The sequence below is a fragment of the Botrimarina sp. genome (genome assembly GCF_040219535.1).
In the GTDB taxonomy this organism is placed as follows: Bacteria; Planctomycetota; Planctomycetia; order Pirellulales; family Lacipirellulaceae; genus Botrimarina.
The window spans coordinates 91124-117732 of record NZ_JAVJSH010000016.1; the positions used below are offsets into that span (position 1 = coordinate 91124).

Here is a 26609-nt window from a genome sequence, read left to right on the forward strand (position 1 = left end):
TCTAGCCGCGGCAGACACGATGTTCCGAACCCGACTGGCCGCGCTACTCGTCGCGTTGATCCTCGCTGTGCCCGCCGCGGCCGCGGCCGGCGAGCCGACACGCGGCGTCTGGCTCGCGTCGGTGGGCGACCCGGCGATGAGGTCGCGGGAGGGCATGGCCGCGCTGGTTGAACGGTGCGACCGCTTCGGCATCAACACGATCTACACGGTGACCTGGAACCGCGGCGTGACGCTCTACCCGAGCGAGCTGATGCGGCGCGAGTTTGGCGTCGCGATCGACCCGGTGCTCGCTGGCAGGGACCCGCTGGCGGAGCTGATCGAGTTGGCCCACGCGAAGGGGATCCGTGTGGTCGCGTGGTTCGAGTTCGGCTTCAGCTCGAGCTACCGCCAGACCGACGGCGGACCGCTCATCCGGAAGCGGCCCGGCTGGGCCGCGCTCGACCGCGAAGGCAAGCTCGTCAGCCGCAACGGCTTCCAATGGATGAACGCGATCGACCCCCAGGTGCAGGACTTCCTGCTGGCGATGCTCAAAGAGGTCGTCGAGAACTACGACGTCGACGGCGTCCAAGGCGACGACCGCCTGCCCGCGATGCCGAGCACCGGCGGGTACGACCCGCTGACGGTCGAGCTCTACCGCCGCGAGCACGACGGCGCCGCCCCGCCCGACGACCCGCGCGACCCGGGTTGGGTGCAGTGGCGGGCCGACAAGCTCAGCCACTTCGTCGAGCGGGCGTACGGCGAGCTCAAGGCGCTCGACCCGGAGCTGTGCGTCTCGTGGGCGCCGAGCGTTTGGCCCTGGAGCCGCGACAACTACCTGCAGGACTGGCCTCGCTGGGCCCGCGAGGGGTGGGGCGACCAATTCTGCCCGCAGGTCTACCGCCGCGAGCTGGGCGCGTACCGCGCGACGCTGGAGCGGGTCGTCACGCAAACGGCCGGGCTGGAGAACGTAGAGATCGTGCCGGGCGTGCTGATCGCTTTGGCGGACGGGTACGACATGCCGAGCGAGCGCGTGCGGGAGATGGTCCGCGTCAATCGCGAGCTGGGCTTCCGCGGCGAGGTGTTCTTCTACCACGGGGGGCTGCAAGAGCACGCCGGAGTCTTTCGGACACTTTACTCCGATCCGGCGACGGACTGATCGGCGTCGAGCTTCCGCAGCATCACGCCGAACCGCCGGGCGAACAGGGCGCCGACAGCGACCCCCACGCCCGTGTAGAGCAGGCACTCGCCCCAACGCCCGACGTACGCAACCGACATCGCCAGCACGCCCGACGAGACCGCGATCGCGCCGAGCACAGCGGTCGCGATCCCTTCGCCGAGCAGGCCCTCCGGCGGCGGCGTCCACGAGGGGTCGTCCGCCGAGCAGGCCTCCCGGACGGGCGCCCACCAACCCATCGGACGCGCTCGGCGGTAGAAGCCCTTCAGGGTGTCTAGCGACTCGGGGCGTGTCGCCAGCGTGACGACGATCGACAGCACAAAGGTGATCGCCATGCCGAGGGCCGCCTGCAGCATGTCCATGCCTTGGGCGGCCGATTCGCTGAGCGCGCGGGCCTGGGCCCATGCGGGAACCAAGGCGAGCAAGCCGGGGACGGTGAAGGAGCCGAACGACAAGCCGCCGAGGCACGCGTAGACCAACGGGCCGCCGAGCATCGCGGTGAGCCACGTCCAGAAGTTGACGCGCCACCACCACCACTGCGCCCAATACACGCTGGCTGTCGCGCCGTACATGCCGGCGAGCACCACGGCGATGCCGATCAGCGAGCGGGCGTTGAACGTCACGGCGACGCCGAGGCCGAGGATGGCGAGCATCAGCAGGCGGCCGACCCAAACGGCCGACCGGCTGCCGTCGGCGAGCCACGTCGAACCCGGGGCGAGCTGCCGCGCGACGTCGTTGACGAGCGTCTGCGAGCCGTAGCTCAGGTGGCTGGAGATGGTCGACATCACGCTCGCCAGCAGCGCCGCCAGGGCCACCCCGTACAGCCCGGCGGGCAGGTACGCGTCGAGCAGCAGGCTGTAGGCCTCTTCGCGCTGGGCGGGCTCGGCGAGGTACAGGTCGGGGCGTTTCACGAGCAGGCCGAGCGCGGGGAGCGTCAGCAACAGCAGCATGAAGAACAGGCCGCCCACCGCCCACACGTTCATCCGCGCGGCGTCGCGGTCGCTCTTGCAGGAGAAGAGCCGCTGCCCTTCCAGGTCGACCGAGCCGCCACGCCCGACCGTCGGCACGACGAGCCACGCGAGCACCACCAGCGGGCCGAGCACGCGGTGCCCCCACACGGGCCAGGTCGACAGGACCTCGTCCGAGTGCTCCGGCAGCGCCGACTCGATCGCCGCGGCCAGGCCCGATGGCCCGCCGTGTTCCCACAGGACCGACGCGGCGAGCACCAGGCTGGCGCCGACGATGACGGCCGTCTGCATCACGTCGGTCACGACCACGCCGGCGAAGCCGCCGATCCACACGTAGGCGAGGAGCACCGGCAGCACGACCGAGAGCGTGATCCACTTCTCGTCGATGTCGAACGCGGGCCCGAAGATCTTGTGAACGCCGAGCAGCCCGGCGCCGATCCAGGGCGCCATGTTCACCAGCACGGCGAACAAGGCGGAGTACGTGCGCATGAACCGCACCCGCCCGCCGCCGTAGCGGAGCGCGTAGAACTCCGGCCCGGTGCGCACGCCCATCTGGCGCCAGCGGACGGCGAACAGCACGGCCGCGATCATCCACGCCAGCGCGAACCGGGGCAGGTAGAAAAAGGCGATCGGCAAGCCAACCACCACCGCGAAGCCGCAGTAGGTGGGGCCCACGTCGGCGTTCAGCGCGGTGGCCGCGTACGACACGCCGTTGACCCAGCCGGGCACGCGGCGGCCGGCGAGGAAGTAGTCCTCTTCGCGGTCGGAGTCGCCCTTGCCGCGGAAGAAGCGGCTCGCCAGCAAGCCCAGCCCCAGGCTGAGAAGCAGGTAGACCACCACGACCACGCTGTCGAGCGTCTGGGCGGCGGCGATCGGCAGGGGCATGGCGGGCGGGGAGGACGCGTCGGCGAGCCTGGCGGGCCCGGCGGGCTGGCTCGTTAAAACTCGACGGGCCGGTTGGTCTCGCTCGACTTGTAGATCGCATCGACGATCGCCTGCACGCGCCGCCCCTCGACGGGGCTCGCGCCGACGCCGTGCTCGCGCGACTCGACGGCCTTAACGAAGTCCTTCATCTGGCTGGCCATCGGGTCGGCCGCGGGGAGGGCCAGGCGGGTCTCGCTGTTGAGGCGCGCCGTTTCGCTGCGCATCAGCAGGTGGTCGCCGAACAGCTCGAACGACACGCCCCCCTTGTCGCCCAGCAGCGCCACGACCGAGTCCGGCGCGCTCGGGCTGGGCAGGTTGCAGGCCCACGCGACCTGCAGGTCGATCGTCGCGCCCCCCTCGAGCATGATCATCGCCGTGGCGTGGTCGTCCACGTCGAACACGCCGTTGTAGTTGGGCGGGCCGGCCCACATCGACTCGTACACGTAGTCCTTCATCCGCCCGCCGAACTTGTTGTAGGCCTTGCCGCTCACGGCGACCGGCTTCGGCTCGCCGGCGAGGTACAACGCCAGGTCGATCAGGTGCACGCCGAGGTCGATCAAGGCGCCGCCGCCGGCCATCTGCTTGTTGGTGAACCACCCGCCCAGGCCCGGCACGCCGCGCCGCAGGTGCAGGTGGGCCTTTGCGTGGTAGATCTCGCCCAGGGCGCCGGTGTCGATCACTTGTTTCGCCCCCGCGCCGACGGCGGTGAAGCGGTGCGCGTAGCCGATCTGGAGCAGCCGGCCGGTCGACTCGGCGACCGAGAGGATCTCGTCGCACTCCTGGGCGGTGAAGGCCATCGGCTTCTCGAGCAGCACGTCCTTGCCCGCTTGCATGGCCTCGATCGCGAGCGGCTTGTGGAAGCAGTTGGGCACGCCGACGACGACGGCGCCGACGCTGCCGTCCTCCCACAGGTGCTCCGGGTCGGCCTTGGCGGTCGCGTGGTGCGCGTCGGCCAGCTTGGCCGCGCGGGCCTCGTCGCGGTCGATGACCCAGCCGACCTCGACGCCCACCGCCTGGCAGGCTGCCGCGTGCTTCTCGCCGATGGCGCCGGCGCCGATGATCCCGACCCTCATGCTCTCTCCCTGTGTGCGAGGCGTCGACGCCCAACGGAGGGGCGCCGGACTAGCGAAGCGTCGCCCTTGCGGGCCGGCTGTGCAACGGGGCGCCGCGCACGGCGCTCTGGCGGCCGCGCACGGGTCTGCGACTGGGTCACAGCGTGTGCCAGCCGTGGCGGGCCTCGGGGCGGCCCGAAGCGTCCAGCACCCGCATCACGGCCATCGTCTCGTCGCGCGGCACGAGCGCCCGACCGGCGTCGAAGAAATCGAGGATCGCGGCGGCCGCGTCGACGAACAGACGCGAGTCGTCGACCTCCACGTGCCGCACGCCCAAGCGCGTCGTCAGCATGGCCACGAAGGGCACGTACTCGCCCGCGTCGAAATGGATCGTGGCCACGCGACCGCCAGAGAACTCGATCGCCATGACGGGCCGCGTGTCGGTCCCGCAAGCAGTGATCCGTTCGGCGTCGGGGCCGAGGCAGCTGACGGCCAGCTCGACCGGGTGCACGCCGTACTCGTGCCAACTGGCGCCGCCGGCCCAAACGGCCACGCCCTCGAGCGGCGCCTCGAGCTGGCCGGCGAGCGTCTGCACGTTGGTGGTCCGCAGGGCCGAGGTGGTCTGAATCGGCGCGGCGTGGCGGTCGGCCAGGTCGAAGATCTGCTGGGCCGTAGCCGCGTCGGGAGCGAAGGTCTTGTCGACGAACGTTGGTTTGCCGGCCGAGAGGACCGCCTCGCAGAGGCCCAGGTGGGTCTCGGGAGTCGAGGGCGCGAGCACGGCGATCGCGTCGACCGCGTCGGCCAGCTCGGCGGGCGAGTCGTAGTAGGCGACCCGCTTCGAGTCGGCCCAAGCGCGGCCCGCGTCCTGCTGCAACGCGGTCGCGCCGGCGACTTCCCAGCCGCGCTCGGCGAGCGGCCCGCGGACCGCGTCGAGGTAGGTGTTCGCGTGGAAGTTGTCGAGCGCGTCGTCGACGAAGCCGAGTCGCTTGGCCATAGCGTGGCGGGAGGGCAGGGGGGTGGGGCGGCGCCGCGGGGCCGGCGCCGGGGAGCGCAGGCTATCGCAAGGCAGGCAAGTTGCGAAGCGCCGCCCCCCGAATGCGCTGGGCGGAATGCGATTGGCAGTGCCCTGCGGAGCGCCGATCCGATCGGAGGGCGATTTCACCGCCGCGCCCGCCGTGACTCATAGGATAAGACAGCCGATCCGTCTCTGTGCAAGACTACCTTGGCGACCGGTCCGTGCGTGTGCCCGGCCAACACCGGGGAGCGAGCGCGTGAGCGGCGGTTGAGCGTCACTCGAGATCGACGCCGCCTACTCTGCGCGGTCTGGGTCGTCGTCGAGCAGGACGCGTTGGGGCGGGGTGTCGACGTCTTCGAACTGGCCGTCGCGGGCGGCCCACACGAAACCGGCCACGGCTACCGCCGCCAACAACAGCGCCAACGGCGCCATGACAAAGACCACCGACATCGTCAGTCCGATTGGTTCTTGGGAACGCGCGCCGCCTCGGCCTGGGCCGCGCCATCGCCGCTGAAACGCACCGCCGACGCGAGCACCGTCAACGAGCTGATGGGCATCAGGATGGCCGCCGCCAACGGCCCGATCCAGCCCGCGGCGGCCAGCGTGACGGCGACGAGGTTGTACGCGAGCGAGATCGCCAGGTTGCGCCGGGCGACCCGCATGGTCGCTTGCCCCAAGCGGACGAGCTCCACCAGCTTGCCGACGCCCGGCTCGGTGAGGTAGACGTCGGCCGCCGCCAGCGAGGCTTCGGCGCCCCCCTGGACGGCCACACCGATATCGGCCGCCGCGAGGGCGGCCGCGTCGTTGACGCCGTCGCCGACCATCATCACGGGCCCGGCTTGCGGCGTCTGTTCGGCGGCCCTCACCCGCTGGAGCTTCTCCTCGGGCGCGGCGCCGCCAACGCCCGCTTCCTCGTTGAGGCCGACCGCTGCGGCTGTGTGACGGACCGCGTCGGGGGTGTCGCCAGAGAGGATCTCGGCGCGCCATCCGGCCTCGCCCAGCGTGGCGAGGTGCTCGCGCGCGTCGGGGTGGAGGTCGTCGCCGAGCCAAGCCACGCCGACCGCCCGGCCCTCGATCGCCACGAGCGCGACCGTGAGTCCCCGGCGCCGCCCCAGCCGGATCGCGCCGGCGATCTCTCCGCCGACCTCGACGCCGGCTTCTTCTGCGAAGCGGGGCGAGCCGACCATCATCCGCCCGAGCGGCGTGGCGGCGGTCACGCCGAAACCGTGTCGCTCCACCCGGTCGGAGACCTCGTATCCGTCGCGTTGCTCGGCGGGGCCAAACACCCGCACCAACGCGGCGGCTACAGGGTGGCTCGATTGGGCCTCCACGGCCGCCACCCAAGGCTGCACCTGCCGGTCGCCGGCCCACCCCTCGACCCTCAGGCGGCCGGTTGTGAGCGTGCCGGTTTTGTCGATGAGCAGCCGCCCCGGCTTGTCGGGTGACACGTCCGCCAGGCGCTCGAGCACGGCCGCGCTCTTGATCAACATGCCGCGCTTCGCTCCGCGGCCGATCGCGATGGCCATCGTCAACGGCGTGGCGAGCCCCAACGCGCAAGGGCAGGCGACGATCAACAACGCGACCGTCGAGTCGATCGCGCCCGAGAGCGGCCCCCGCGACGCCCACCAAGCCAGGTTGACCGCGGCCAGCACCGCCACGACCGACACGAACCAGCCGGCGACCCGATCCGCGAACTGCACGATCGGCGGCTTCGCGGCGACGCCGTCTTCGACGAGCCGTACCAGCCGCCCCAGGCGCGTGTCGTCGCCCACGGCCGACACCTCGAGCCGCAGCGTCGAGGCCAGGTTCTGCGCGCCGGCGCAGACCTCCGCCCCCGGGCCGACCGGGACCGGCCGTGATTCGCCGGTGAGGATCGAGCGGTCGACCGCGGAGCGGCCTGTCGTGACCACGCCGTCGGCGGGGAACAGGTCTCCGGCCCGGACCTCGACCACGTCGCCGATGTCGAGCGCGTCGACCGATTCGTCCTCGACCCGGTCGCCCCGCACCACGCGGCACTCGTCGGGCGTCATCGAGAGCATCAGGCCGACCGAATCCTCAGCCCACCGCTGCTGGCGCAGTTGGATGAACCTCCCGACGAGCAGGAGGAAGACCAGCACGCTGAGCGAGTCGAAGTAAACCTCGCCGCGCCCCATCACAACATTCGCCGTGCCGGCCACGGCGCCGACCAGCAGCGCCAGCGCGATCGGCAGGTCGAGGTTGGCCGTACGCGCCCGCAACGCGGCGGCCGCCCCACGAAAGAACACGCGGCCAGGCCAAGCGATCGACAACCACCCGATCGCGAGGCTCAGCCAGCGGAACAAGTTCTCGAACCGCGGCTCGATACCCTCGGCCGCGCCCGCGTACAGGCCGATCGCGACGAGCATGTTGTTGCCGGCCAGGGCGCCGGCGATCGCCATGTCGACCAGCCGGCGGCGCTCGGAGCGAGAGCGGGCGTCGCGGGCGGCGCGGTCGCGGGCCGGGTGGGGGGCATAGCCCAGCCGGTCGAGCGACTGCGCGACGGCCGAGAGGCTCGTCGCTTGCGGGTCCCACACCACGCGGGCTCGAGCGGCCCCGAGCATCAGCCGCGCGTCGACCACGCCCGGCGCGATCTTCGGCAAGCGCTCGACCAGCCAGACGCAAGCCGCGCAGTGCACGCCCTCGAGCCGCAAGTCGATCGCACGCAGCCCGTCGGCCGCCGGGCTGGCGTACCGCCGCTGGAAGGCGTCTGAGTCGTAGGCCGCGTACCGCTTGCCGGCGCCGGAGGCCGCGCGGCGCTTGGTCGCGAGCCGCTGGCGGACGGAGTAGTAGTTCTCCAGGCCGGCGCCGTGGATCGTCTCGTAGGCGACCTCACACCCTGCGCAGCAGAAACGCGACCTCCCGTCGGGGACGGGAAGCCCGCAGTGGTCGCAGGCGGAAGACTCCTTGTTCAAATCAGACGCCGAGGGGCGCGTCGGGCGGGGGTGGGGCGCCCCGGCTTGGAGGGTTGTGGTCACCGCCGGGCCTCGGCCGCTTTGCGGCAGCAGGCGGGCAGTTCGGCCGGGTCGGGCGCCGGGGCGGTCGCTTGCGACCTGTCGGCTGTGACGCGGCTCGCTAGCACAGTGGCGCTGAGTGATTGCCGTCCCGCAAGGGTGAAAATCCCAACCGCGATCAGTGCGCTGGCGGTCACAAGCGGCGCCCGATCGCCCAGCACGCCCGCCAGCCGCCGCACGCCCATGCCGAGCGTGAGCAGCACGGGCAGTGTTCCGACCCAGAACACGCCCATCACGGCGGCGCCCTGAAGAGGGCCGCCCGATCCGGCCGCGGTCACGAAGAACGCGTACAGCCAGCCGCAAGGCAACAGCGTGGTCAGCAATCCGATCATCAACGCCCGGGGCGCCGGGTCGCGGCGGGCGGCGAAGCGTTGGCCGTGCTGGATCGTTCGGATCCAGGCAGCCGGCGGGCGCCAGTGGCCGAAGCGGGCCAGCGGTCCGCCCCAGCGGCGCGCCTTGGCCAGTTCGGCGAGGCCGAACAACACCATTGCCCCGCCGGCCAGCGCGAGCGCGATGGGCTGGAGCCCCGCGAGCGTCGACGCGAGGTCGAGCAACGCGCCGGCCGCGCCGGCCGCGGCGCCGACGGCCACGTAGGTGATGAGCCGGCCGCCGTGGTAAGCGGCTTGCAGCCCGGCGGCCCCGCCGCGCGACCGCCCTCCGCTGACGGCCAGCCCGCAGAACGGTCCGCACATGCCGGCGCAATGGGGCGAGCCGAGAAGGCTGGCCGAGAGCACGGCGAGCAGCATCGCGGTCACGGCTGCGCCTCCCCGCGCTTGGCGCCTTTGAGCCAGAACTCGGTCTCGGCGACGAAGCGGTCATCGCCGCGCGTCGCGACGGCCTCCAAGCTCCAGAGGCCCTCTCGGCGTAGCGGCAGCGTGGTTGTGTAACGGCCCTGCTCGCCGCCGGCGATGGTGCGCCGGAGCGGCTGGTTGGCTCGGCTGTGGTGGAAGCAGACCAGCTCGATCGCCGCGTCGTCGAGCGGGCGGCCGGCAGCGTCGAGCAAGGTGATCTGCAGCTGCCGCTCCCCGGCCGGCGTGGCGGTGTCGCTGACCTGGCAAGCGAGAGTCCAGCCGAGCCGCTCACTCGCTCGCTTCTCGGTCTGGCGCTGATCCCAACGCAGGCCCTCCTCGTACGCCGACGGCTCGACAGCCGCGCCGGGTCTCAGCATCGAAGAGAACGTGACCGCCGCGAGCACGATCACCCCGTGACCGACCAACAGGCCGATCAAGATCAGCGGCCAGAGCAGCCCCTTCGGCAGCGTCGTGGCGCGTTCGGCTTGTGGATTCGGATCAGTCATCCGATTGCTCCCGTTCGGCCGCGGCCGCCGGCGGGGCCACGGGGCCGTAGAGCTGGTAGGGGCGCTCCATCGACTCGCCCTGGCTGTCCTCAATGCGGAGGCGGACTTCGAGCCGTCCTGCGGCCGCGTAGAAGGCTTCGGGCGGGGCGACCAGGTGGAGCGTTTCGGTGACCGACTCGCCGGGCGCCAGGCGCGGCGAGGGGGGATCGATCGCTTCTACCGAGTCCGGCGACACCACGCCCAGCGTGTAGGTCTGCGGCTCGTCGGTTCGATTGACGAGCTTCACACGCACGCGGTTCTCGATGCGGGCGTCTTGTGTGAGGGCGAAGGGCTGGCCGAGGCCGCGGAGGAGCGTCGCGTCGAACGCGGTGCGTGTCGCGAGGAGGGTCACCAGCAGAGCGGCCAGCACGGTTATCAACACGCCGTAGATGACGACCCGCGGGCGCACGATGCGTGTCGGCTCGCCTTCGAGAGCGGATTGCGAGCTGTAGCGGATCAGGCCACGGGGCAAGCCGACACGGTCCATCACCGCGTCGCACGCGTCGATGCACTGGGTGCAGTTCACGCACTCCAGTTGTAGGCCGTCGCGGATGTCGATGCCGGTCGGGCAGACCGCCACGCACTGGTGGCAATCGACGCAGTCGCCGAGCCCCTTCGCCTCGCGGTCGCGGCCGTGGCCGCGCGGCTCGCCGCGGCGGTAGTCGTAGCCGACGATCAGGCTCGACTGGTCGAGCATCACCGATTGGAAGCGCCCGTAGGGGCACCCGATGATGCAGAGCTGCTCGCGCCAGTAGCAGAAGTCGAACAGCATCAGGCCGGTGACGAAGAGCACGAGGGCGAAGGCGGCCGGGTGGCGCCACGGCGGCTGCGTCCAGATCCACTCGTTCAGCGCGTCGACCCCGACGAAGTAGGCGAGGAAGGTGTTCGCCAGGTGCCAGCTGATCAGCGCGAAGGCCGCGTACATGGCGACCACCCGCCAGCCAGCGACGGCTTTCTTCGGCTTGCCGCCCTTGCCCGTCGTGCCGGTGAACAGGCGCTCGATCGGGCGGAAGACGAACTCCAGGTAGACCGTTTGGGGGCAGGCCCACCCGCACCAAACGCGTCCGAACACCGCGGTCAGGCAGAAGATCGACAGGAACACGGTTACGCCGAATACCGCGAGCAGCTCCATATCGGTCGGCCGGAATTGCAGGCCCAGCAAGTTGACCCGCCCGTTCCAGAGATCGAGCTGCATCGCGGGGCGGCCATTGATCTTTACAAACGGCAGCGACGCGTAGACCGCGATCAACAGGTACGCGACCAACCGCCGCCGCGACCAGAAGCGCCCCGTCGAGAGCTTCGGGTACAGCCAGCGGCGCCGCCCGTCGTTGTCGAGCGTCGACAGGACCCGCTCTTCGGGCGGGAGGACCGGCAGTTCATTCGTCGCGTTCATCGGTCTGGTTCAGCCGGCTGCGGCTTGGGCAGCGGGCGCCTCTGCGGGGTTGGCGTCGACAGCGCTTGGCTCGGCCGGGGCCTCGGCGCCGGCCGCCGTGCCGGGCCATGGCGGGATCTCGTTTCCTTTCTCCGCGTAGCGCCCCTCGAGGTTCTGCCCCCGCAGCGAGGCCACGTAGGCGGCGGTCAGGATCAGCTCGGTCGGGTGCAGGCGGTTCTCCCAGGCGGGCATGGCGCCGTTCTTCGCGCCTTCGCGGAGCACCTTCGCGATGTCGGTGATATCTTTGACGTGGATGTAGTAGTCGTCGGTCAGGTTCGGGCCGGAGATGCCGGCCGCGTCCTTGCCGTGGCACGACGCGCAGTTCACGGCGAAGGTCGATGCGCCGACCTTCAGCCACTCCGGCTCGTTCATGAAGCGGACGAGCGTCGGCTCGTCGGCCTGCACGTCGCCGAGCTCGCCGAATTGCAGCCGCAGATTCGCCGCGAGGCTAGCCTCGTACTGGTCGGCCAGCGTGCGGTTCTGCGCCGGCGCGTGGAACCAGAGGATGTACAGCGGCGAGAACAGGATCGAGCCGACGAACAGCAGCTCCCACCACCGCGGCGTGGGGTTGTCGTACTCTTGGATGCCGTCGTACGTGTGACCGGAGAGGACGTCGTCCCCGGCCGGCTCGAGCGGCGTCTTCACTTTCGGCTCGTCGGCCATCGGTCGTTTCCTTCGCTGCGTTATCTGGGTCGGAGGGTTCGGGGATCAGTGGCCGGGGCTGGTCACCGGCGACTCGGCAGGCGTGCAGGAGCAGTTCTCGCACTTGCCGCACCCGCCCGCCGCGACCGGCGCGACGATGGGCAAGCGGCTGTCGCCGACCGCCTTGGGGTCGTCTAGCGGCAGCGAGGACCAGCCGGCGACTTCCTGCCTCGGCCGCCCCAGCGCCCACGCTGCGACACCGACAAACACCGCGACGAACATCAGCAGGCCGAACACCGCGAGCGGAGCGAGGCCGGATCCGGAAAGGGCGTCTTGGATCATGGGTTTAGGTTGTCAGATGTCAGGGGGCAGGTTTCGCGACGCGCGCGGCACTCACGGCTCGCTCAGCATCGCGGTCTTCGCCGGCTCGGGTGGAGACGGTTCGGTGGCGATCGGGGCCGGCTCGGCCGCTTCGTCAGGCGGCAGCGACTCTTCGGCCGACGCGTCGGGCGTTTTGAACAGGTCGGTTCCGACCCGCTGGATGTACGCGATCAACGCGATCACCTTCTTTTCGGACAAGTCTTGCTGCTCGCCGCTCTTCGGGTCGACGTACGGCTGGCCCAGGTTCTGTTCGATGAACTCCTTGTGGATCTGCTCGGCCTGGGCGATCGCGTCGGCCTTGGACCGCTGGAGATCGTCGCCCTCGTACTGCGGGTAAGGAACGCCGAGCGACTGCATCGCGGCGACGCGCAGCGGGATCGAGTCGAAGTCGAGGTCGCGCTTCATCAGGAACGAGTAGTCCGGCATGATCGACCCCTCGTTGAACTGCTGCGGGTTTTGGAAGTGCTGCACGTGCCAAGCGTGGCTCTGCTTGCCTCCCTCGCGGGCCAGGTCGGGCCCGATCCGCCGCGACCCCCACTGGAACGGGTGGTCGTACACGCTCTCGCCCGGCTTGCTGTACTCGCCGTAGCGCTTGGTCTCGGCGACCATCGGGCGGATCATCTGGGAGTGGCAGTTGTAGCAGCCCTCGCCCACGTAGATGTCGCGGCCGGCGAGCTCCAGCGGCGTGTAGGGCGTGACGGTCGAGATCGTCGGCACGTTCGAGCGGATCACGAACGTGGGAATCAGCTCCATCAGCGACGCCACCGCCACCGCGATGATCACCAGCACGGTGAACTTCACCGGCATCCGCTCCCACGCGCGGTGCCACCACATGCTGCTGAACACGTCGAGCGCCTTGGCCGAGTCGGTGACCATCCCCAGGTCCGACTGGGGGGGCCGCTCGGGCGTGACCTCGACGGCCGACAGCGGCGGCGCCTCGTAGACGGGGACCTCGTAGGTCGCCGGTCGGGCCCGCCAGGTCTTGTAGAAGTTCCAGCAGCCGATCAGCGACCCCACGATGTAGAGCCCGCCCCCCAGGGCGCGGAAGTAGTACATCGGGATGACCGCCTGGGTCGACTCGACGAAGTCCGGGTAAGCGAGCTGGCCGGTCGGGGTGAGGCTGTACCACATCCACATCTGGGCGACGGCGGCCGCGTAGAGCGGGATCACGTACAAGAGGATGCCTACCGTGGCGACCCAGAAGTGGGTCTCGGCGAGCTTCTTGCTGTGGAGCTTGGTCTGGAAGAGCCGCGGCGCGAGCCAGTAGGCCATGCCGAACACGAGGAAGCCGTTCCAGCCGAGCGCGCCGCCGTGCACGTGGGCGATCGTCCAGTCGGTGTAGTGCGTGAAGGAGTTGAAGAACTTCACGGAGAGCATCGGCCCCTCGAAGGTGCTCATCCCGTAGAACGTGATGCCCACCACGAAGAACTTGAGGACCGGGTCGGTCGTGACCTTGTGCCACGCGCCGCGGAGGGTGAGCAGGCCGTTGATCATGCCGCCCCAGCTTGGCATCCAGAGCATCACGGAGAACACCATGCCGAGCGTCTGCGCCCACTCGGGCACCGCCGTGTAGTGCAGGTGGTGCGGCCCGGCCCAGATGTAGATGAACACCAGCGACCAGAAGTGCAGGATGCTCAGGCGGTAGCTGAAGATCGGCCGGTCGGCCGCCTTGGGCAGGAAGTAGTACATCAGGCCCAGGAACGGCGTGGTCAGGAAGAACGCAACCGCGTTGTGGCCGTACCACCACTGCATCATCGCGTCCTGCACGCCCGCGTAGATCGGGTAGCTCTTGATCATCGTCGGCGAGAGGATCGGCACCCAGAGGTTGTTGAACACGTGCAGCACCGCCACGGTGACGATCGTGGCGATGTAGAACCACAGGGCGACGTACATGTGCCGCTCGCGGCGATTGACGAGCGTCATGAAGAAGTTGACGCCGAAGAACCCGACCCAGACCACCGCGATCGCGAGGTCGATCGGCCACTCGAGCTCGGCGTACTCCTTGCTCTGGGTGATCCCGAAGGGGAGCGTCAGCGCCGCCGAGACGATGATCGCCTGCCACCCCCAGAAGTGCAGGCGGCCGAGCGTGTCGCTCCACATCCGCGCCTTGCAGAGCCGCTGGGTCGAGTAGTAGATCGCCGCGAAGATGCCGTTGCCCGCGAACGCGAAGATCACGGCGTTGGTGTGCAGCGGCCGCAGCCGGCCGAACGTGATCCACTCGATGCCCCCGTTGAGGCTGGGGAAGGGCAGCGCGAGCGCGAGCAAGAGCCCCACCGTGAACCCAACGACGCCCCACACGAGCGTTGCGAACAGGAACATCCGGACGATGGCGTCGTCGTAGCTGTAGCGTTCCATCCGGGTCGCGGGATGGGTCGTGGTCTCACTCATGGCGCGGCGATTCCTCTCCGGCGGCGCGGGAACGAAGCGTGATTCGGTGGGTCAGTAGGATTGGTGAACGCAGAACTGGAAACGCGTCATGTCGACGCGTCGCTCCGCGTGCCCATCTTTGGCGTCGGTAGTTGGATCGATACGACGGCTGCCCCGCTGTTACAAAGAGGCTTGAGGCCGGTGTCTTCGCGGAGCAGGCCGGCGATCGTCGTCTCGGCGAAGCGTCGCTCCAGCGCGGCGATCGAGTCGTCCAGCATCCGGTGCAGCGGACAGAGCCCGCCGGCGTGCGATTCGAGCTTGAGCGGGCAACGCTTGATGCGGTGGATCGGGTCGACGCAGTTGACGATCTCCAGGACCGACAGGTCCTCGGGGTCGCGGTCGAGCGAATACCCGCCATTGATCCCGCGTTGGCTGGTGAGCACGCCCGCCCGGCCAAGGGGCTGGAGCACCTTCGGCAGGTAGCTGACCGACACTTGGGTGCCCTCGGCGAGCTGCTGGGTGGTTTGCGGCTCGCCTGGGTTCTGGGCTAGCCAGACAACGGCCCGCAGGGCGTATTCGGCGGTCTGGGAGACGAACATAAACGCCTTGTGCGCTTAGGTTTAGGGCGATCGGGAGTCGCTAGCCGCTAAAAGAGAGATAGGTAGCTTCTTGTGGCAAATATCGGCTCAACAGCTTTAGGGGTCAAGTGGATATACTTGTCTTTTTTTCATCCACAACCTCTTTAGCCAGATTCGCTCATGCGATCTCGGCTTCTCTTACCGCTTGTGTGACCTGCAAGCCCGTCGACGCTAAGAACGCAGTGGGCGAGCGAACAAGCCGAATCGCTGTACCAAGAGCCTCACCGGACGAGGCAGTTTCTTCGCCGTTCAATGAACTTGAGCGGCCAGACACGGAGGGGCCGAGTCAGAAATGATGCAACCACTATCGCGACTTGCCTCGGCGGCGATCGCTGCCTTGTCAACACTCGCCGTCGCCGAGGCGGCAGGAGTAATCAATCCTCTTGAAATCGCGACCGACGTCGAAGTGGCGTCGACGATCCACGACACGCAGATCGGTCGCGCGTCGTGGAGCACCGTTTGCGGCGACGGGTGTTCGCTCGGGTGCTCCGACGCGTGCCGTGGCGATGTGTGCTGCGGCGACGGCTGCAACGCGCACTGCGGCGCCGACGTTTGCGGAGGTGGGGCGCCTTGCTGCAACAACTGCGGCCTCTTCGGCCACGGTGTGCTCACGTACGACTCGTGCTCGGACGGCTGCCCGCTCCCGGAGTTGCTGCTGGGCTGCATCTCTTGCCCGACGGAGCCGTGCTTCGACGACTTCATCAGCCCGATGACAAACCCGCTGTTCTTCGAGGACCCGCGGATCACGACCGAACTGCGGGGCATCTTCTGGCAGCACAAAGTCCCCGCGACGGCCGGCGGCGGCGACGTCAACCTCTACGCGGTGCAAATCCGCGCCCGCCTGACCGAGCGCCTCGGCTTGATCGCAGCGAAGGACGGCTATGTGGTCTCGACGAACCCGCTGATCGACGACGGCTGGGCCGACGTTTCCCTGGGCCTCAAATACGCTCTGCTACGCGACGCCCGCAACCAGCGGCTCGCGTCGGCCGGGTTTACCTACGAGTTGCCGGTCGGCTCCGGACGCACGCTGCAGGCCAACGGCGACGGCCTTTTCCACCTGTTCCTCACCGGCGGCACGCGGCTCTGCGACTGCGGCCACTGGCTCAGCGGATTCGGCGGCGTGATCCCCGTTGACGACCAGACCAACTCGCACTTCCTCTACTGGTCGAACCACTTCGACTACCAATTCCGCAAGGGCTGGTACGCGTTGGCGGAGTTCAACTGGTTCCACTGGACCGACGGCGGCGCCGACACGCTCGGCGTGACCGGGGTGGAAGGCTTCGACGTGTTCAACTTCGGCTCCGCCGGCGTCGACGGCAACGACATCGTGACCGGCGCCTTCGGCGTCAAGTACAAGCCGAACCGCCTCACGGAGATCGGCGTCGCGTGGGAGAACCCTCTCACTGACCGCAGGGACGTCATCGACAACCGCCTGACCGTCGACCTGATCCTGCGCTACTAACGCGGGCTTCCGCCAATGCCCGTCTGGGCCGGAAAAGGCGAAGGCGGCCGGCGTCCTGGGGGGTCGCCAGCCGCCTTCGTCGCGGCGGGGGCTCAGTCCTTCGTGCCGATGTCCTCGTTGTAAGCCCGCTGGAGCAGGTCCCGCTCGCCCGCCTCGTGGCGGCGGAGTTGTTGTGAAAAGACGTCCAAGTCGCCCTCGATCCGGTCCCACCACGCGTCCGACTCCACACCGGACTGGGCCATCGAGTTGAGCGCTTCGGCGGATTCCATCAGCGGCCCGTGCTGCGCGACCAGGTCGCGGGCAGCGGGCGCGAGTTGGGGCGCCTTGCGCAGGGCGTCGGTGAAGTAGCCGCCGTCTTCCTCGTGCCGGAAGTGCTCGGCGAGCTCGTCGGTCAGTTCCGAGGCGAGATCGCGGACGGCGTCCGCGTCGCGCCGCCCGCCGTCGCATGCGGCCCGCAGCCGCTCGATCAGCGAGAAGAGCTCGCGGTGCTCGTTGTGGACTGCGGGTTGGTCGGGGCCTTCAGCGCGCGCCATGGTCTGCCTCTAACTTGGGTGAGCCGCGCCGCGGCGCGGGGGAACGTCGCCTGGATGTGGATCTAACGGGGAGGCCCCTTCGTCCAAGTAAGAGACCAACGCCCTGAGGTAGTTGCTCCGCTCGTACGCCGACGGGTCGTCGCAGTTTCGCCGGCTCACGCTGCCCACGAGCTGTCGCACCGAAGCGCACTCGTGAGCCGCCAGCCAATCGCCGAGTTGCCGCAGCATCGTCGTCACGCTATCGACGCCTCGCCGCATCAGCACCGACGCGACCATCGCCACGTCGGCGCCCGCCATGAGGGCCTTGAGAACGTCTTCCGCTTCGTGCACGCCCGAGGTGGCCGCCAGCGAGCACCCCACACGCCCGTGCAGCAAACCAAGCCACCGCAGCGGCAGGCGCAGCTCGTCGCGGGAGCTGAGCGTGAGCCGCGGGTGGACCGCCCAGCCGTGCGGGTCGATGTCCGGCTCCAACGACCGATTGAACAACACCAGCCCATCGACTCCAAGGGAGACCAGGCGGCGGGCGACGTGCGGCAGGGAGGTGAAGTACGGGCTGAGCTTGACCGCCAAGGGGATCGTGACCTGTCCGCGGACGGCCTCGACGATGTCCAGGCACCGCTGCTCGATCACGGCGGAGTCCTCGTCGAGATCTGTCGGAACCAGGTAGAGGTCCAGCTCGAGCGCGTCGGCGCCGGCCTGCTCGACCATGTGCGGGTAGCGGCCCCAACCGCCGGCGCTGGCGCCGTTGAGGCTTGCGATCACGGGGAACGACACCGCGCGCTTCGCCCGCTCGATTAAGCGGAGATAGCAGTCGGTCCCCCGGTTGTATCCCTCCATCGCTGCGAAGTAGCTCGCGCCGCCCGGCTTGTCGGCCAGTCCCATAGCGCGCACCACCTGCTCTTCGAAGAGCGACGGCAGCACGGCGGCCGCCACCCCGGCCTGCTCCATCCGCGCGAGCACGTCCGGCTGGCCGGTCAACGGCGAAGCCGAAGCGACAATCGGATTCGTGAGGCGGAACCCGAGGTAATTCGTCGATAAGTCGGGCGTCATGGCCGGTCCTCCGATGCGTTTGGTAGACCCCGGAGCGGGGCCCATCGCGAACCGATGCAAGCCGCGGGCCATGCGAGCTGAGCGGTTCTTCCAAGCGAGGTTGTCGCCCAAAGCGACGATCGCTGAGCGATTCCGCACACGCGGTATGCCAGCTCCGCCCGTTCGAGGCTCGTCCGCCCGGCGGACACGCCGTCGGAGGGGGCTTGCGTCGGACCGAGCCGCCGGCGCACGGTGTGCATAAAATACCTCCGCCGCTAACGCTCATGAGGAGCCCGATGGTTGTCAATCGCCACGTGCTGTTGGTCGTGCTGGTCGCTCTAACGCTCTGCCTTCTCGGTTGTCAGGAGCCACCCCAATCAACGGCGGGCTTCGTTTTGCCCGCTGGCGACCCGGCCGCGGGAGAGACCGCTTTCCGTGACCTGCGGTGCTACGACTGCCACCGGGTGGAGGGCGTCGACATGCCCGTTGCGGAGCAGCCTGACCAAGTGCTTGTCGAGCTCGGCGGCGAGGTCTCGCGCGTGAAGACCTACGGCGACTTGCTCGACTCGATCGTCAACCCGTCGCACCGCTTAGCGCCCCAGTACCAAGAGAGCCTCGTGGCGATCGACGGCAAGTCCAAGATGACGAACTACAACCAAGTCATGACGGTCCAGCAGCTGGCCGACTTGGTAGCGTTCTTGCAGCCGACCTACCAGCTTCGGGAAGTCCCCCCGCCGAACTACCCGGTGTACCCCTACCAATAGGTCGGGGGGCTTCCCCATTGTGAGAGGGCCTTGTCATGGGCGCTTTGAAACGCATCCTCGTGCCGCTCGACTTCACACCGAAGAACGAAGAGGCGATGCGTCTGACCGAGCAGCTCGCCACGCCGGGCGAGACCAAGGTCGTGCTGCTGCACGTGGTCGAGTCGCTCGCGCACACCGAGGACCAGTCGCTCGCCGACTTCTACACGCGGCTGGTCGCCAACGCCCGCCAGGCGCTTGAGCCCTACGCGGCCCGGCTGCGCGACGCGGGCATCGAGGTCGACACGGCGGTCGTCGTCGACCGTCCGGCGCGGCGGATTGTGTCGGAGGCCTGCGTGCAGGGCGCCGACCTCGTGATCGTCAGCTCGCACCCCCTCGGCCAATCGGCCGGCCCGACCGAACGCTGGGCCACGGTCAGCTACCAAGTCGCCCTGTTCTGCCGCCGCCCGGTGCTGCTGGTGAAGTGAGCGAGCCGGTGCTGCTGGTGGAGTGTGCGAAGTAATTGGATCGGTTCGCCGAGTTTCGCCGGTGTGTTCAGGCGTCGACGGGGCTATCGCCCTCCCGCGATACCGTGCTTCTCAAGCAGCCGGTACAGCGAGCGCCGGCTCACGCCCAGCCGGCGGGCCGCGTGCAGCTTGTTGCCGCCGCATTCGGCGAGCGCCTGCTCGATCGTGCGGCGCTGCGATTCCGCGAGTGCGCCGGGTGGTCGACGCCCGTCGGTCGCGGCTGCCTCGCGGCACTGGGCTACCGGTTCGGGCAGGTTGCAGAGTTCGATGCGGTCGGACTCGGCGAGGATCTTCGCCCGCTCGATCGCGTTGATTAGCTGGCGCACGTTGCCGGGCCACGAGTAGTTGCAGATCGCTTCCAGCGCGTCGGCGTCGATCTCCCAGCCGGCGCCGGCGAAGCGCCGTGCGAGCAGCGGCACGTCGTTGTGTCGGGAGCGGAGCGGGGGGGCACGGAGAGTCAGCACGTCGATCCGGTAGTACAGGTCCTCGCGGAACCTGTGCTGCTCGACCTCCGCCGCGATGTCGCGGTTGGTCGCGGTGAGCACGCGCACGCGCACCCGCCGCTCGCGGGTCGAACCGACGCGGCGCAGGCGGCCGTCTTCGAGCACGCGCAAGAGCTTCGCCTGCAGCGACCCAGCGAGCTCGCCGATCTCGTCGATCAGCAGCGTGCCGCCATCGGCGACCTCGAACAAGCCGGGCTTCGTCGTGACCGCGCCGGTGAACGCGCCCCGCTCGTGCCCAAACAGCTCGCTCTCGAGCAATTGCTCGGGCAGCGCCGCGCAGTTGACCACCACCAACGGCTTGTCGGCGACTCGGCTAGCGCGGTGCAACGCGCGGGCGATCAGCTCCTTGCCCGTGCCGCTCTCGCCCTGGATGAGGATCGGCTTGTCGGTCGGCCCGGCCCGACGGATGAGCCGCTTGAGCTCCCGCATCGCCGGCGAGTCGCCCAGCAGCTCTCGGCACGGGTCGGCCGGCGAGAATGGCCGCGGCGGCTGGGGCGCGCCGCTGGGCAACGCGCCGACGTGTGGCTCTAACGCCTGAACGACAGGGCCTTTCATCAGATCGCCCCAAGGGTTGGTGGGCGTCGCCGGTGGCCGGCGTGGCGAGGGCGACAACGAATCGCCATTGCAGCGAGAAGGCCAGCGCCCCAGGGCGGCGCCACACTTGCAATCTACCCTTGAACACGCCCGCTTGCGACGTCGAATCACGGGGATGCGACGATTCGACCCATCGAGGCTCCACCACCGGGAGGGCGGGCCATGCAGGACTCGCCCGGCATCAACGACAATCCGCCAACGGTCAGCCCTGCCCGGCCGCCGCTGGGCGGCGACGCACAACGGGCGGTTGAAGTGCAAGAACGGTTGCGGTCGAGCTGGTGGGGGCACGGGTTCCGCAACGTGACCGTGACGGTCGATCGCGGCCAAGTGCGAATCGAAGGGCGGGTCGCTTCTTACCACTTGAAGCAGATAGCCCAGTCGATCGCCGCCCAGGAGTCCCCCGGCTTAGCCGTCCTCAACGACGCGCGGGTCTCGAGCGCAGCGCCAGATTGACACAGCCGAGCGCCGGATCTGTCACGAAGCAGTCGCCGCGGCACGACCGCTCAATAGAAGAACCCGGCCGCCGACGCGGGGTCGGCGACCGGGTTCGGTCTTGTCTGCGAGACGGCGACGACTCGCGCCGGCGGCTCAATCCCCCCGCCCGCGGTTGCCACCACCACCGCCGCCGCCGCCACGGCCTTGAGCCTCACCGCCGCCCCCGCCGCCACGGCCACGGCCTTGAGCCTCGCCGCCGCCACCGCCGCGGCGTCCTTGGGCTTGACCACCGCCGCCGAAGGGGCGGCCGCCGCCGCGTTGCCCGGCCGATGCGGCGCCCGGAGCGGGGCCACGATTCGGGCTCGCCTGGGGGCTCGCTTGGCTCGGTTGCGGACGATTCGGGACGTTCATCCCGCGGTATTGCCCCCGCGCCGCCGGCCCTGCGCCCGGACGGCCGATCTGCGGTTGCCCCGGTTGCGGCGCCGCCTGTTGCCCGGGCCCCGCCGATTGCGGTCCGGCGTCCGGGCGGGCGCCCCGGTTGAACTGCTGGCCTTGGGCCGGGTTGAAGCGCTGGCCCTCAGAGGGCTGGCCCTGAGCAGGCTGGCCCCCCTGAGCGGGCTGACCAGCGCCGGGCGAGCGGTCCAGCCGGGGGCGCTGATCGCCAGACGGATCGAACCGGCCCCGGTTGCCGCGCTGCGGTTGATCGCCGCGGAACTGGTTCTCCCTACCATCCCTACCAAAGGGCGGCCGGCCCAGCTGACCCCGCTGGCCTGGCTGGCCCTGTGGGCCCTGCTGGGCCTGCGGACCCTGTTGGGCCTGCTGACCCCCCTGTTGAGCCTGCGGACCCTGTTGTCCCTGGGCCTGCTGACCCTGTTGGGCCTGCTGACCTTGCTGGTTCTGCGGACCCTGTTGAGCCTCCGGACCCTGTCGGGCTTCTCGGCCCTGTTGACCCAGTTCGCCGGGCTGACCTTGAGCCTGCCCTCGTTGACGGAACTGAGACTGTCCGTCGTCGATTGTCGGCGCCTTCAGCACCGACCGCCGCCCCGAGAACTGATCGCCGGGACCAGCTTGGCCGGGTGTGCCGTCTTGACCGCGGGCGGCGAGGCCCTCGGCAGTGCCGCCGGGCGTCTGGCCAGCGGCGTCGGCTTGGGCCGCTTCGATACGCGCCCGCTCGGCGCGAAACTCTTGGAATCGGTTGGCGCGTTGCCGCGCCTGGGCGAGCCCTTGTTCGTCGAGGCGCTGCATCGTACGGCGATCGAACCGCTCGCCCTCGGCGCCGTCACGGAGCTGGTCGTAGCTCGGTGCGATCAGCCTCGAGGCGATCGAGTCGGCGTCGGTGTCGCGATCCCAATCGCGGTCGCCGCGGTCGGGCCGCCGGTCACGGCCATCACGTCGGTCACGGCCATTGCGTCGGTCGCCGTCCCATCGTCGGTCGCCGCGGCGGTCGTCGTCGAAGCGAGCGTAGCGACGCTGCAGTTCGTTGAGCGACCACAGCCCTGCGCCACGGCCGCCACCCGCGTAGTACGAATAGAGGGGGTCGTAGCGCAGCGGTCCTCGCTGCGCGTAACTCAGCCAGGGGTAGAAGCCGGGCTGGTTGTAGCCCAGACCCCGACCGCCGTAGTAGTAGTAATGGCCGCGGTTAGGGTTGACGAACAAGCTCGTGACTAACAGCGCGGTGTTCACGACCGACTGCGGGCGGTAGGCAAAGCCCGCGCGGTTGAAGCCGCGGTTCTGCCAATAGACCGGCGCGTACAACACGCCGCGACGCTGGAGCGGGAAGTCCCAGTACCCATCGACGTACACGTAACCGCGTGGCGTCCGGTTGTAGTAGGAGGGCGTCCACACCCAGCCCGGTTGCCGCTGGTACCAGTAACCGGGCCGCCACTGGTAGTCTTGGCTTTGGTAGACCCACGAGCCAGGGATATAGAAGTGATTCTCACCCGGAGACGGGCTCGACGGCCCTTGTTCGACGCTCTCCGGAGGGGGCGGCAGGTACGACACTTCTTCTGCGCCCTCAGGGGCCCAGAAGCCGGGTGACCAGACGTAGCCGCCGTCGGACGCCAGCCAGCTGCCGGGGACCCAGGTGCGGCCCGGCGGCACGTCGCGCCAGACGCCGCTCACCCAGACGTAGTCTTCTTTGTCGGGCGCCCACATCCAGTAGCCCGGGATCCATTGCACGTTGGCTCCCTCGGGCATTTCCGCGGGAGGCAGCTCGTTGATCGGCTCGGGTGGCTGCTCGGTGACGTACTGCCCGCGAGCCTCTTGGGCCGCCTCGGCCGCGGGGGCCCCGGCTCCGCCGATCGGGGCGGCGAACGCCTCGTGGACGGGGCCTTGCTCGAGCGCCTGGGGCGCCATCTCGGATTGGCCTTGTGGCTCGGCGCCAGCTTGGGTGTCGTCCGACCGCGCCGCTTGGTCGGATTGCTGTCCGTAGGACGCGTGGGCGATCAGCACGATGGCAGCCGCGGATAGCCACATCGTCGTATACGGCTTGGTTCGTGGGAGATTCACAGCAAGAGGCTCCGGGGATAGGGTCATTGAGCGTGAAGAGGGGCTTGTCCCCGATCCGAAGCAACCTCGGCGCCGAAAAGCCGTTCTCGCCCCGGCCTCCGCGGGGCGGGCGGCAATCGGAGGCCGCGATGACCGACGATGAGCGAAAGCCCCACACTCCCGCACGCCGACCAAGCCGTCTTCGCCGCGCGCGGCGTGAGAAAGACTTACGTGATGGGCGAGGTCAAGGTTCACGCGCTCAACGGCGTCGACCTCGACCTTTGGCCGGGTGAGTTCGTCGTGCTGCTCGGCCCATCGGGCAGCGGCAAGAGCACGCTGCTAAACATCCTCGGCGGCCTCGACGCCCCGACCGAAGGCGAGGTCTTCTACCGAGGCGAACGGCTGACCGCGTTCAGCGACTCGGCGCTCACGCGCTATCGGCGCGAGCACGTGGGGTTCGTCTTCCAGTTCTACAACCTGATCCCCAGCTTGACCGCGAAGGAGAATGTGGCGCTGATTACCGAGATCGCCCCGAACCCGCTCGACCCCGTGGAGGCCCTGTCGCTGGTTAACCTGGGCGACCGGATGGACCACTTCCCGTCGCAGCTCTCCGGCGGCGAGCAGCAACGCGTCGCGATCGCCCGCGCCGTCTCGAAACGACCCGACGTGCTCCTCTGCGACGAGCCGACCGGCGCGCTCGACGTGCACACCGGCGTGCTCGTGTTGGAGGCGATACAGCGGGTCAACTCCGAGCTCGGCTCGACGACCGCCGTGATCACGCACAACGCGGTCATCGCCCGCATGGCCGACCGCGTGATCCACATCTCCGACGGGCGTATCGCCGGCGAAGAGCGCAACGAGCACAAGATCACCGCCAGCGAACTGGAGTGGTGAATCGCCCCTGAACATGCTCTCCGCCCTCGACCGCAAGCTGCTCCGCGACCTCCGCCAGATGCTGGGGCAGGCCGTGATGATCTCGCTGGTGGTGGCCGCCGGCGTGGCGACCTTCATCGAGTCGCGCACGCTGCTCGCGTCGCTCGAAACGACGCGCGACCGGTTCTACGAACGCTTCGAGTTCGCCGACGTGTTCGCGAAAGCCAAACGCGCGCCGGACCCACTCGCCGACCGCATCGCCGAGCTGCCCGGCGTGGCGCGCGTCGAGACCCGCATCGTCGAGGCGGTGAACCTCGACGTGCCCGGCCTGCCGGAGCCGGCCGTCGGCCAGTTGGTCTCCCTGCCCGAAGGACGCGACCCCCGGCTCAACCGGGTCTACCTGCGTCGCGGCAGGCAGCTCGCCCCCGGGCGCGACGACGAGGTGCTCGCCAGTGAGAAGTTCGTCGACGCGAACCACCTCCAGCTGGGCGACTGTGTGACCGCGATCCTCAACGGGCGGCAACAGGCGCTCGAGATCGTCGGCGTCGTGCTGTCGCCCGAGTATGTCTTCCAGGTCAAGCCGGGCGACTTGGTGCCCGACCCGCGGCGCTTCGGCGTGTTCTGGATGCAGGAGCAGGCGCTCGAGACCGCGTTCGACATGGAGGGCGCTTTCAACGACCTGGCGATCGGCCTGGCCCGCGACGCCAACGTCGCGGAGGTGATCGAGCGGGTCGACCGACTGCTGGAGCCCTACGGCGGCGTCGGCGCGTACGGCCGGAAGGACCAGCTCTCGCACCTGCTGCTGCAGAGCGACATCGACGGCCTGCGAGTGCACGCGACGGTCGCGCCGACGATCTTCCTCGCCGTGGCCGCGTTCCTGCTGAACGTGGTGCTGGCCCGCGTGCTCGCGTTGCAGCGAGAGCAGATCGCCGCGCTCAAGGCGTTCGGCTACACGAACGCCCAGATCGGTTGGCACTTCCTCAAGCTGGTGCTGATGATCGTGCTGCTCGGCTCGGCGATCGGCTTGGCGGGCGGGGTCTACCTGGCGCACGTGTTCACGCGGCTGATCGCCGAGGTCTACCAATACCCCCGGCTCTACATCGAGGTGCGGCCGTCGGTCGTGGCGCTGGCGGTCACGGCGGCCGGCGGCGCGGCCACGCTCGGCGCGATCGGGACGATCTGGCGGGCCGTGCGGGCGCCGCCCGCCGAAGCGATGCGGCCCGAGCCCCCCGCGTCGTTCCGGCCAACCCTCCTGGAACGCGTCGGGTTGGGACGGCTAGCGCCGAACGTGGTGCGGATGATCTTGCGGCAACTCGAGCGGCGTCCCGCGCGGAGCCTGGTCTCGGTGCTCGCGATCGCCCTGAGCGTGGCGATCGTTGTGGTCGGCCAATTCGTGCAGGACGCGATCGACTACACCGTCCAGCACCAGTTCTTCCGCGTGCAGCGGTACGACATGGCCGTGTCGCTGGTCGAGCCCGACGGGCCGCCTGTCGCCCACGACTTGGCCAACGTGCCGGGCGTGCTGCGGGTGGAGCCGTTGCGGACGGTCGCGGCGCGGCTGTCCAACGGGCCACGCGAGCGGCGGGTCTCGCTCGTAGGCTTGCCCACCGGCGGACGCCTGTTCCGCCTCATCGACAGCGGCGGGGCCTCGTACGAGCCCCCCAGCGGCGGCCTCTTGCTCTCGTCGAAGCTGGCCGACCTGCTGGGGGTGAGCGCCGGGGGCACGGTGCGCGTGGACGCGCTGGAGGGAAAGCGCCCCGGCGCGCCGATGCGCGTCGTTTCGTTGATCGACGATCTGCAGGGGCTCAACGCGTACACCACCTTCGAGGGGCTGAACCGGTTCATGGGCGAGGGGCCGCGCGTGAACACCGCCTACTTGGCCACCGACGCCGCGCAGCAGGACGCCACGTTCGCCGCGCTGAAGGAGACCCCGCGTGTCGCCTCGGTCACGGTGAAACGCAACGCGATCGAGAGCTTCCAAGAGACCTTGGCGAAGAACCTTGGCACGATGAAGAAGATCAACCTGTTCTTCGCGTGCGTGATCGCTGTGGGCGTGGTGTACAACGCCGCGCGGATCGCCCTCAGCGAGCGTTCGCGCGAACTCGCCACGCTGCGCGTTGTCGGCTTCACGCGGGGCGAGATCTCGGCCATCCTGCTCGGCGAGCTCGCGGTCATGACGCTCGCCGCGCTGCCGATCGGCTGGGGGCTGGGGTACGCGTTCGCGTGGATGCTCACGGCGATGGTGGACCAAGAGGTCTTCCGGTTCCCGCTCGTGGTGGAGAGGTCCACCTACGGCGTCGCGACCTCGGTTGTGCTGACCGCCGCGACCGTCAGCGGCCTGCTCGTGCGCCGAAGCCTCGACCACCTCGACCTGATCGCCGTGCTGAAATCCCGTGACTAGAAGCCGCCGAGATACTTGGCAGGGCCGTCGGCTTCCTGCCGTCGGCTACTTGTCCCACCCTGCAGCCGTGTCTGTCAGCCGATGGCCG

Annotated in this window: 23 protein-coding genes; 7 read left to right on the forward strand and 16 right to left on the reverse strand. The window is 69.4% G+C overall.

All coding sequences use genetic code 11. From position 1 onward, the window contains the following. Positions 1-19: 19 nt before the first annotated feature. Positions 20-1135: a glycoside hydrolase family 10-like protein gene (locus RIC11_RS08330; protein WP_350210199.1), complete on the forward strand. Its 1116-nt coding sequence runs from the start codon at positions 20-22 to the stop codon at positions 1133-1135. Here the strand turns inward: RIC11_RS08330 and RIC11_RS08335 are convergent. The 12 genes from RIC11_RS08335 to RIC11_RS08390 form a co-directional block, all read right to left on the reverse strand. Further along, on the reverse strand, positions 1111-3006 hold the full coding sequence (locus RIC11_RS08335; protein WP_350210201.1) for a sodium:solute symporter family transporter: 1896 nt from the start codon (positions 3004-3006) through the stop codon (positions 1111-1113). The genes RIC11_RS08330 and RIC11_RS08335 overlap by 25 nt on opposite strands. Before the next feature lie 53 nt (positions 3007-3059). Next, positions 3060-4118 (reverse strand): Gfo/Idh/MocA family protein, encoded by a 1059-nt coding sequence (locus RIC11_RS08340; RefSeq protein ID WP_350210203.1) that lies wholly within the window; start codon positions 4116-4118, stop codon positions 3060-3062. A 136-nt stretch (positions 4119-4254) separates the two neighbouring features. Beyond that, entirely contained in the window at positions 4255-5091 is an 837-nt protein-coding gene (locus RIC11_RS08345) for a Gfo/Idh/MocA family oxidoreductase (RefSeq protein ID WP_350210205.1), read from the reverse strand. A 315-nt stretch (positions 5092-5406) separates the two neighbouring features. Beyond that, on the reverse strand, positions 5407-5562 hold the full coding sequence (ccoS, locus tag RIC11_RS08350) for a cbb3-type cytochrome oxidase assembly protein CcoS (protein WP_350210207.1): 156 nt from the start codon (positions 5560-5562) through the stop codon (positions 5407-5409). A gap of 2 nt (positions 5563-5564) precedes the next feature. Then, positions 5565-8042, reverse strand: coding sequence for a heavy metal translocating P-type ATPase (locus RIC11_RS08355; RefSeq protein ID WP_350210209.1), 2478 nt, complete (start codon positions 8040-8042; stop codon positions 5565-5567). 59 nt (positions 8043-8101) lie between these two features. Next, positions 8102-8887 carry a sulfite exporter TauE/SafE family protein gene (locus RIC11_RS08360; protein ID WP_350210713.1) on the reverse strand — a complete coding sequence of 262 codons (786 nt, stop codon included), beginning with the start codon at positions 8885-8887 and terminating at the stop codon, positions 8102-8104. Positions 8888-8892: 5 nt separating this feature from the next. Continuing rightward, a complete protein-coding gene (locus RIC11_RS08365; RefSeq protein ID WP_350210211.1) occupies positions 8893-9438 on the reverse strand; it encodes a FixH family protein in 546 nt (181 codons plus the stop codon). Continuing rightward, positions 9431-10870, reverse strand: a complete 1440-nt coding sequence (gene ccoG, locus RIC11_RS08370) for a cytochrome c oxidase accessory protein CcoG (protein WP_350210213.1) — start codon at positions 10868-10870, stop codon at positions 9431-9433. Before ccoG ends, RIC11_RS08365 begins: the two co-directional genes overlap by 8 nt. Before the next feature lie 9 nt (positions 10871-10879). Next, entirely contained in the window at positions 10880-11572 is a 693-nt protein-coding gene (locus tag RIC11_RS08375) for a cbb3-type cytochrome c oxidase N-terminal domain-containing protein (protein WP_350210214.1), read from the reverse strand. A gap of 45 nt (positions 11573-11617) precedes the next feature. Further along, positions 11618-11893, reverse strand: a complete 276-nt coding sequence (locus tag RIC11_RS08380) for a hypothetical protein (protein WP_350210215.1) — start codon at positions 11891-11893, stop codon at positions 11618-11620. A gap of 51 nt (positions 11894-11944) precedes the next feature. Next, a complete protein-coding gene (ccoN, locus tag RIC11_RS08385) occupies positions 11945-14320 on the reverse strand; it encodes a cytochrome-c oxidase, cbb3-type subunit I (RefSeq protein WP_350210216.1) in 2376 nt (791 codons plus the stop codon). Between the two features lie 86 nt (positions 14321-14406). Further along, on the reverse strand, positions 14407-14898 hold the full coding sequence (locus tag RIC11_RS08390) for an RrF2 family transcriptional regulator (RefSeq protein WP_350210218.1): 492 nt from the start codon (positions 14896-14898) through the stop codon (positions 14407-14409). Between the two features lie 334 nt (positions 14899-15232). Between RIC11_RS08390 and RIC11_RS08395 the strand changes: the two genes are divergently transcribed. Then, positions 15233-16399: a hypothetical protein gene (locus RIC11_RS08395; protein ID WP_350210220.1), complete on the forward strand. Its 1167-nt coding sequence runs from the start codon at positions 15233-15235 to the stop codon at positions 16397-16399. A gap of 92 nt (positions 16400-16491) precedes the next feature. On the opposite strand, the gene RIC11_RS08400 is transcribed toward RIC11_RS08395, so the two are convergent. After that, positions 16492-16932 carry a hemerythrin domain-containing protein gene (locus RIC11_RS08400; protein WP_350210222.1) on the reverse strand — a complete coding sequence of 147 codons (441 nt, stop codon included), beginning with the start codon at positions 16930-16932 and terminating at the stop codon, positions 16492-16494. A 9-nt stretch (positions 16933-16941) separates the two neighbouring features. Then, positions 16942-17982 (reverse strand): dihydroorotate dehydrogenase-like protein, encoded by a 1041-nt coding sequence (locus tag RIC11_RS08405; protein ID WP_350210223.1) that lies wholly within the window; start codon positions 17980-17982, stop codon positions 16942-16944. A 275-nt stretch (positions 17983-18257) separates the two neighbouring features. Here RIC11_RS08405 and RIC11_RS08410 point away from each other — a divergent pair, with 275 nt between their 5' ends. Together RIC11_RS08410 and RIC11_RS08415 are read left to right on the forward strand one after the other, a co-directional pair. Further along, positions 18258-18725 carry a c-type cytochrome gene (locus tag RIC11_RS08410; RefSeq protein ID WP_350210225.1) on the forward strand — a complete coding sequence of 156 codons (468 nt, stop codon included), beginning with the start codon at positions 18258-18260 and terminating at the stop codon, positions 18723-18725. A 35-nt stretch (positions 18726-18760) separates the two neighbouring features. Next, positions 18761-19189, forward strand: a complete 429-nt coding sequence (locus RIC11_RS08415; RefSeq protein WP_350210227.1) for a universal stress protein — start codon at positions 18761-18763, stop codon at positions 19187-19189. Between the two features lie 83 nt (positions 19190-19272). On the opposite strand, the gene RIC11_RS08420 is transcribed toward RIC11_RS08415, so the two are convergent. Continuing rightward, positions 19273-20286 carry a sigma-54 interaction domain-containing protein gene (locus tag RIC11_RS08420; protein WP_350210228.1) on the reverse strand — a complete coding sequence of 338 codons (1014 nt, stop codon included), beginning with the start codon at positions 20284-20286 and terminating at the stop codon, positions 19273-19275. Between the two features lie 201 nt (positions 20287-20487). On the opposite strand from RIC11_RS08420, the gene RIC11_RS08425 reads away from it, so the two are divergent. Continuing rightward, complete coding sequence (locus RIC11_RS08425; protein ID WP_350210230.1) at positions 20488-20778, forward strand: BON domain-containing protein; 291 nt, start codon at positions 20488-20490, stop codon at positions 20776-20778. 135 nt (positions 20779-20913) lie between these two features. On the opposite strand, the gene RIC11_RS08430 is transcribed toward RIC11_RS08425, so the two are convergent. Continuing rightward, positions 20914-23268 (reverse strand): hypothetical protein, encoded by a 2355-nt coding sequence (locus tag RIC11_RS08430; RefSeq protein ID WP_350210232.1) that lies wholly within the window; start codon positions 23266-23268, stop codon positions 20914-20916. 138 nt (positions 23269-23406) lie between these two features. Between RIC11_RS08430 and RIC11_RS08435 the strand changes: the two genes are divergently transcribed. Together RIC11_RS08435 and RIC11_RS08440 are read left to right on the forward strand one after the other, a co-directional pair. After that, the gene (locus RIC11_RS08435; RefSeq protein ID WP_350210234.1) at positions 23407-24141 is read left to right on the forward strand and encodes an ABC transporter ATP-binding protein; all 735 of its coding nucleotides are present in this window, start codon (positions 23407-23409) and stop codon (positions 24139-24141) included. 13 nt (positions 24142-24154) lie between these two features. Beyond that, on the forward strand, positions 24155-26521 hold the full coding sequence (locus tag RIC11_RS08440) for an ABC transporter permease (protein ID WP_350210236.1): 2367 nt from the start codon (positions 24155-24157) through the stop codon (positions 26519-26521). The last annotated feature ends 88 nt before the right edge of the window (positions 26522-26609 follow it).

Coding starts and splice junctions, on each gene's coding strand:
- RIC11_RS08440 (WP_350210236.1), top strand. CDS start 24,155: ATGCTCTCCGCCCTCGACCGCAAGCTGCTCCGCGACCTCCGCCAGATG.
- RIC11_RS08375 (WP_350210214.1), bottom strand. CDS start 11,572: ATGGCCGACGAGCCGAAAGTGAAGACGCCGCTCGAGCCGGCCGGGGAC.
- RIC11_RS08360 (WP_350210713.1), bottom strand. CDS start 8,887: ATGCTGCTCGCCGTGCTCTCGGCCAGCCTTCTCGGCTCGCCCCATTGC.
- RIC11_RS08330 (WP_350210199.1), top strand. CDS start 20: ATGTTCCGAACCCGACTGGCCGCGCTACTCGTCGCGTTGATCCTCGCT.
- ccoG (WP_350210213.1), bottom strand. CDS start 10,870: ATGAACGCGACGAATGAACTGCCGGTCCTCCCGCCCGAAGAGCGGGTC.
- RIC11_RS08400 (WP_350210222.1), bottom strand. CDS start 16,932: ATGGCGCGCGCTGAAGGCCCCGACCAACCCGCAGTCCACAACGAGCAC.
- RIC11_RS08395 (WP_350210220.1), top strand. CDS start 15,233: ATGCAACCACTATCGCGACTTGCCTCGGCGGCGATCGCTGCCTTGTCA.
- ccoN (WP_350210216.1), bottom strand. CDS start 14,320: ATGAGTGAGACCACGACCCATCCCGCGACCCGGATGGAACGCTACAGC.
- RIC11_RS08335 (WP_350210201.1), bottom strand. CDS start 3,006: ATGCCCCTGCCGATCGCCGCCGCCCAGACGCTCGACAGCGTGGTCGTG.
- RIC11_RS08390 (WP_350210218.1), bottom strand. CDS start 14,898: ATGTTCGTCTCCCAGACCGCCGAATACGCCCTGCGGGCCGTTGTCTGG.
- RIC11_RS08415 (WP_350210227.1), top strand. CDS start 18,761: ATGGGCGCTTTGAAACGCATCCTCGTGCCGCTCGACTTCACACCGAAG.
- RIC11_RS08345 (WP_350210205.1), bottom strand. CDS start 5,091: ATGGCCAAGCGACTCGGCTTCGTCGACGACGCGCTCGACAACTTCCAC.
- RIC11_RS08435 (WP_350210234.1), top strand. CDS start 23,407: ATGAGCGAAAGCCCCACACTCCCGCACGCCGACCAAGCCGTCTTCGCC.
- RIC11_RS08365 (WP_350210211.1), bottom strand. CDS start 9,438: ATGACTGATCCGAATCCACAAGCCGAACGCGCCACGACGCTGCCGAAG.
- RIC11_RS08420 (WP_350210228.1), bottom strand. CDS start 20,286: ATGAAAGGCCCTGTCGTTCAGGCGTTAGAGCCACACGTCGGCGCGTTG.
- RIC11_RS08425 (WP_350210230.1), top strand. CDS start 20,488: ATGCAGGACTCGCCCGGCATCAACGACAATCCGCCAACGGTCAGCCCT.
- RIC11_RS08380 (WP_350210215.1), bottom strand. CDS start 11,893: ATGATCCAAGACGCCCTTTCCGGATCCGGCCTCGCTCCGCTCGCGGTG.
- RIC11_RS08410 (WP_350210225.1), top strand. CDS start 18,258: ATGGTTGTCAATCGCCACGTGCTGTTGGTCGTGCTGGTCGCTCTAACG.
- RIC11_RS08405 (WP_350210223.1), bottom strand. CDS start 17,982: ATGACGCCCGACTTATCGACGAATTACCTCGGGTTCCGCCTCACGAAT.
- ccoS (WP_350210207.1), bottom strand. CDS start 5,562: ATGTCGGTGGTCTTTGTCATGGCGCCGTTGGCGCTGTTGTTGGCGGCG.
- RIC11_RS08340 (WP_350210203.1), bottom strand. CDS start 4,118: ATGAGGGTCGGGATCATCGGCGCCGGCGCCATCGGCGAGAAGCACGCG.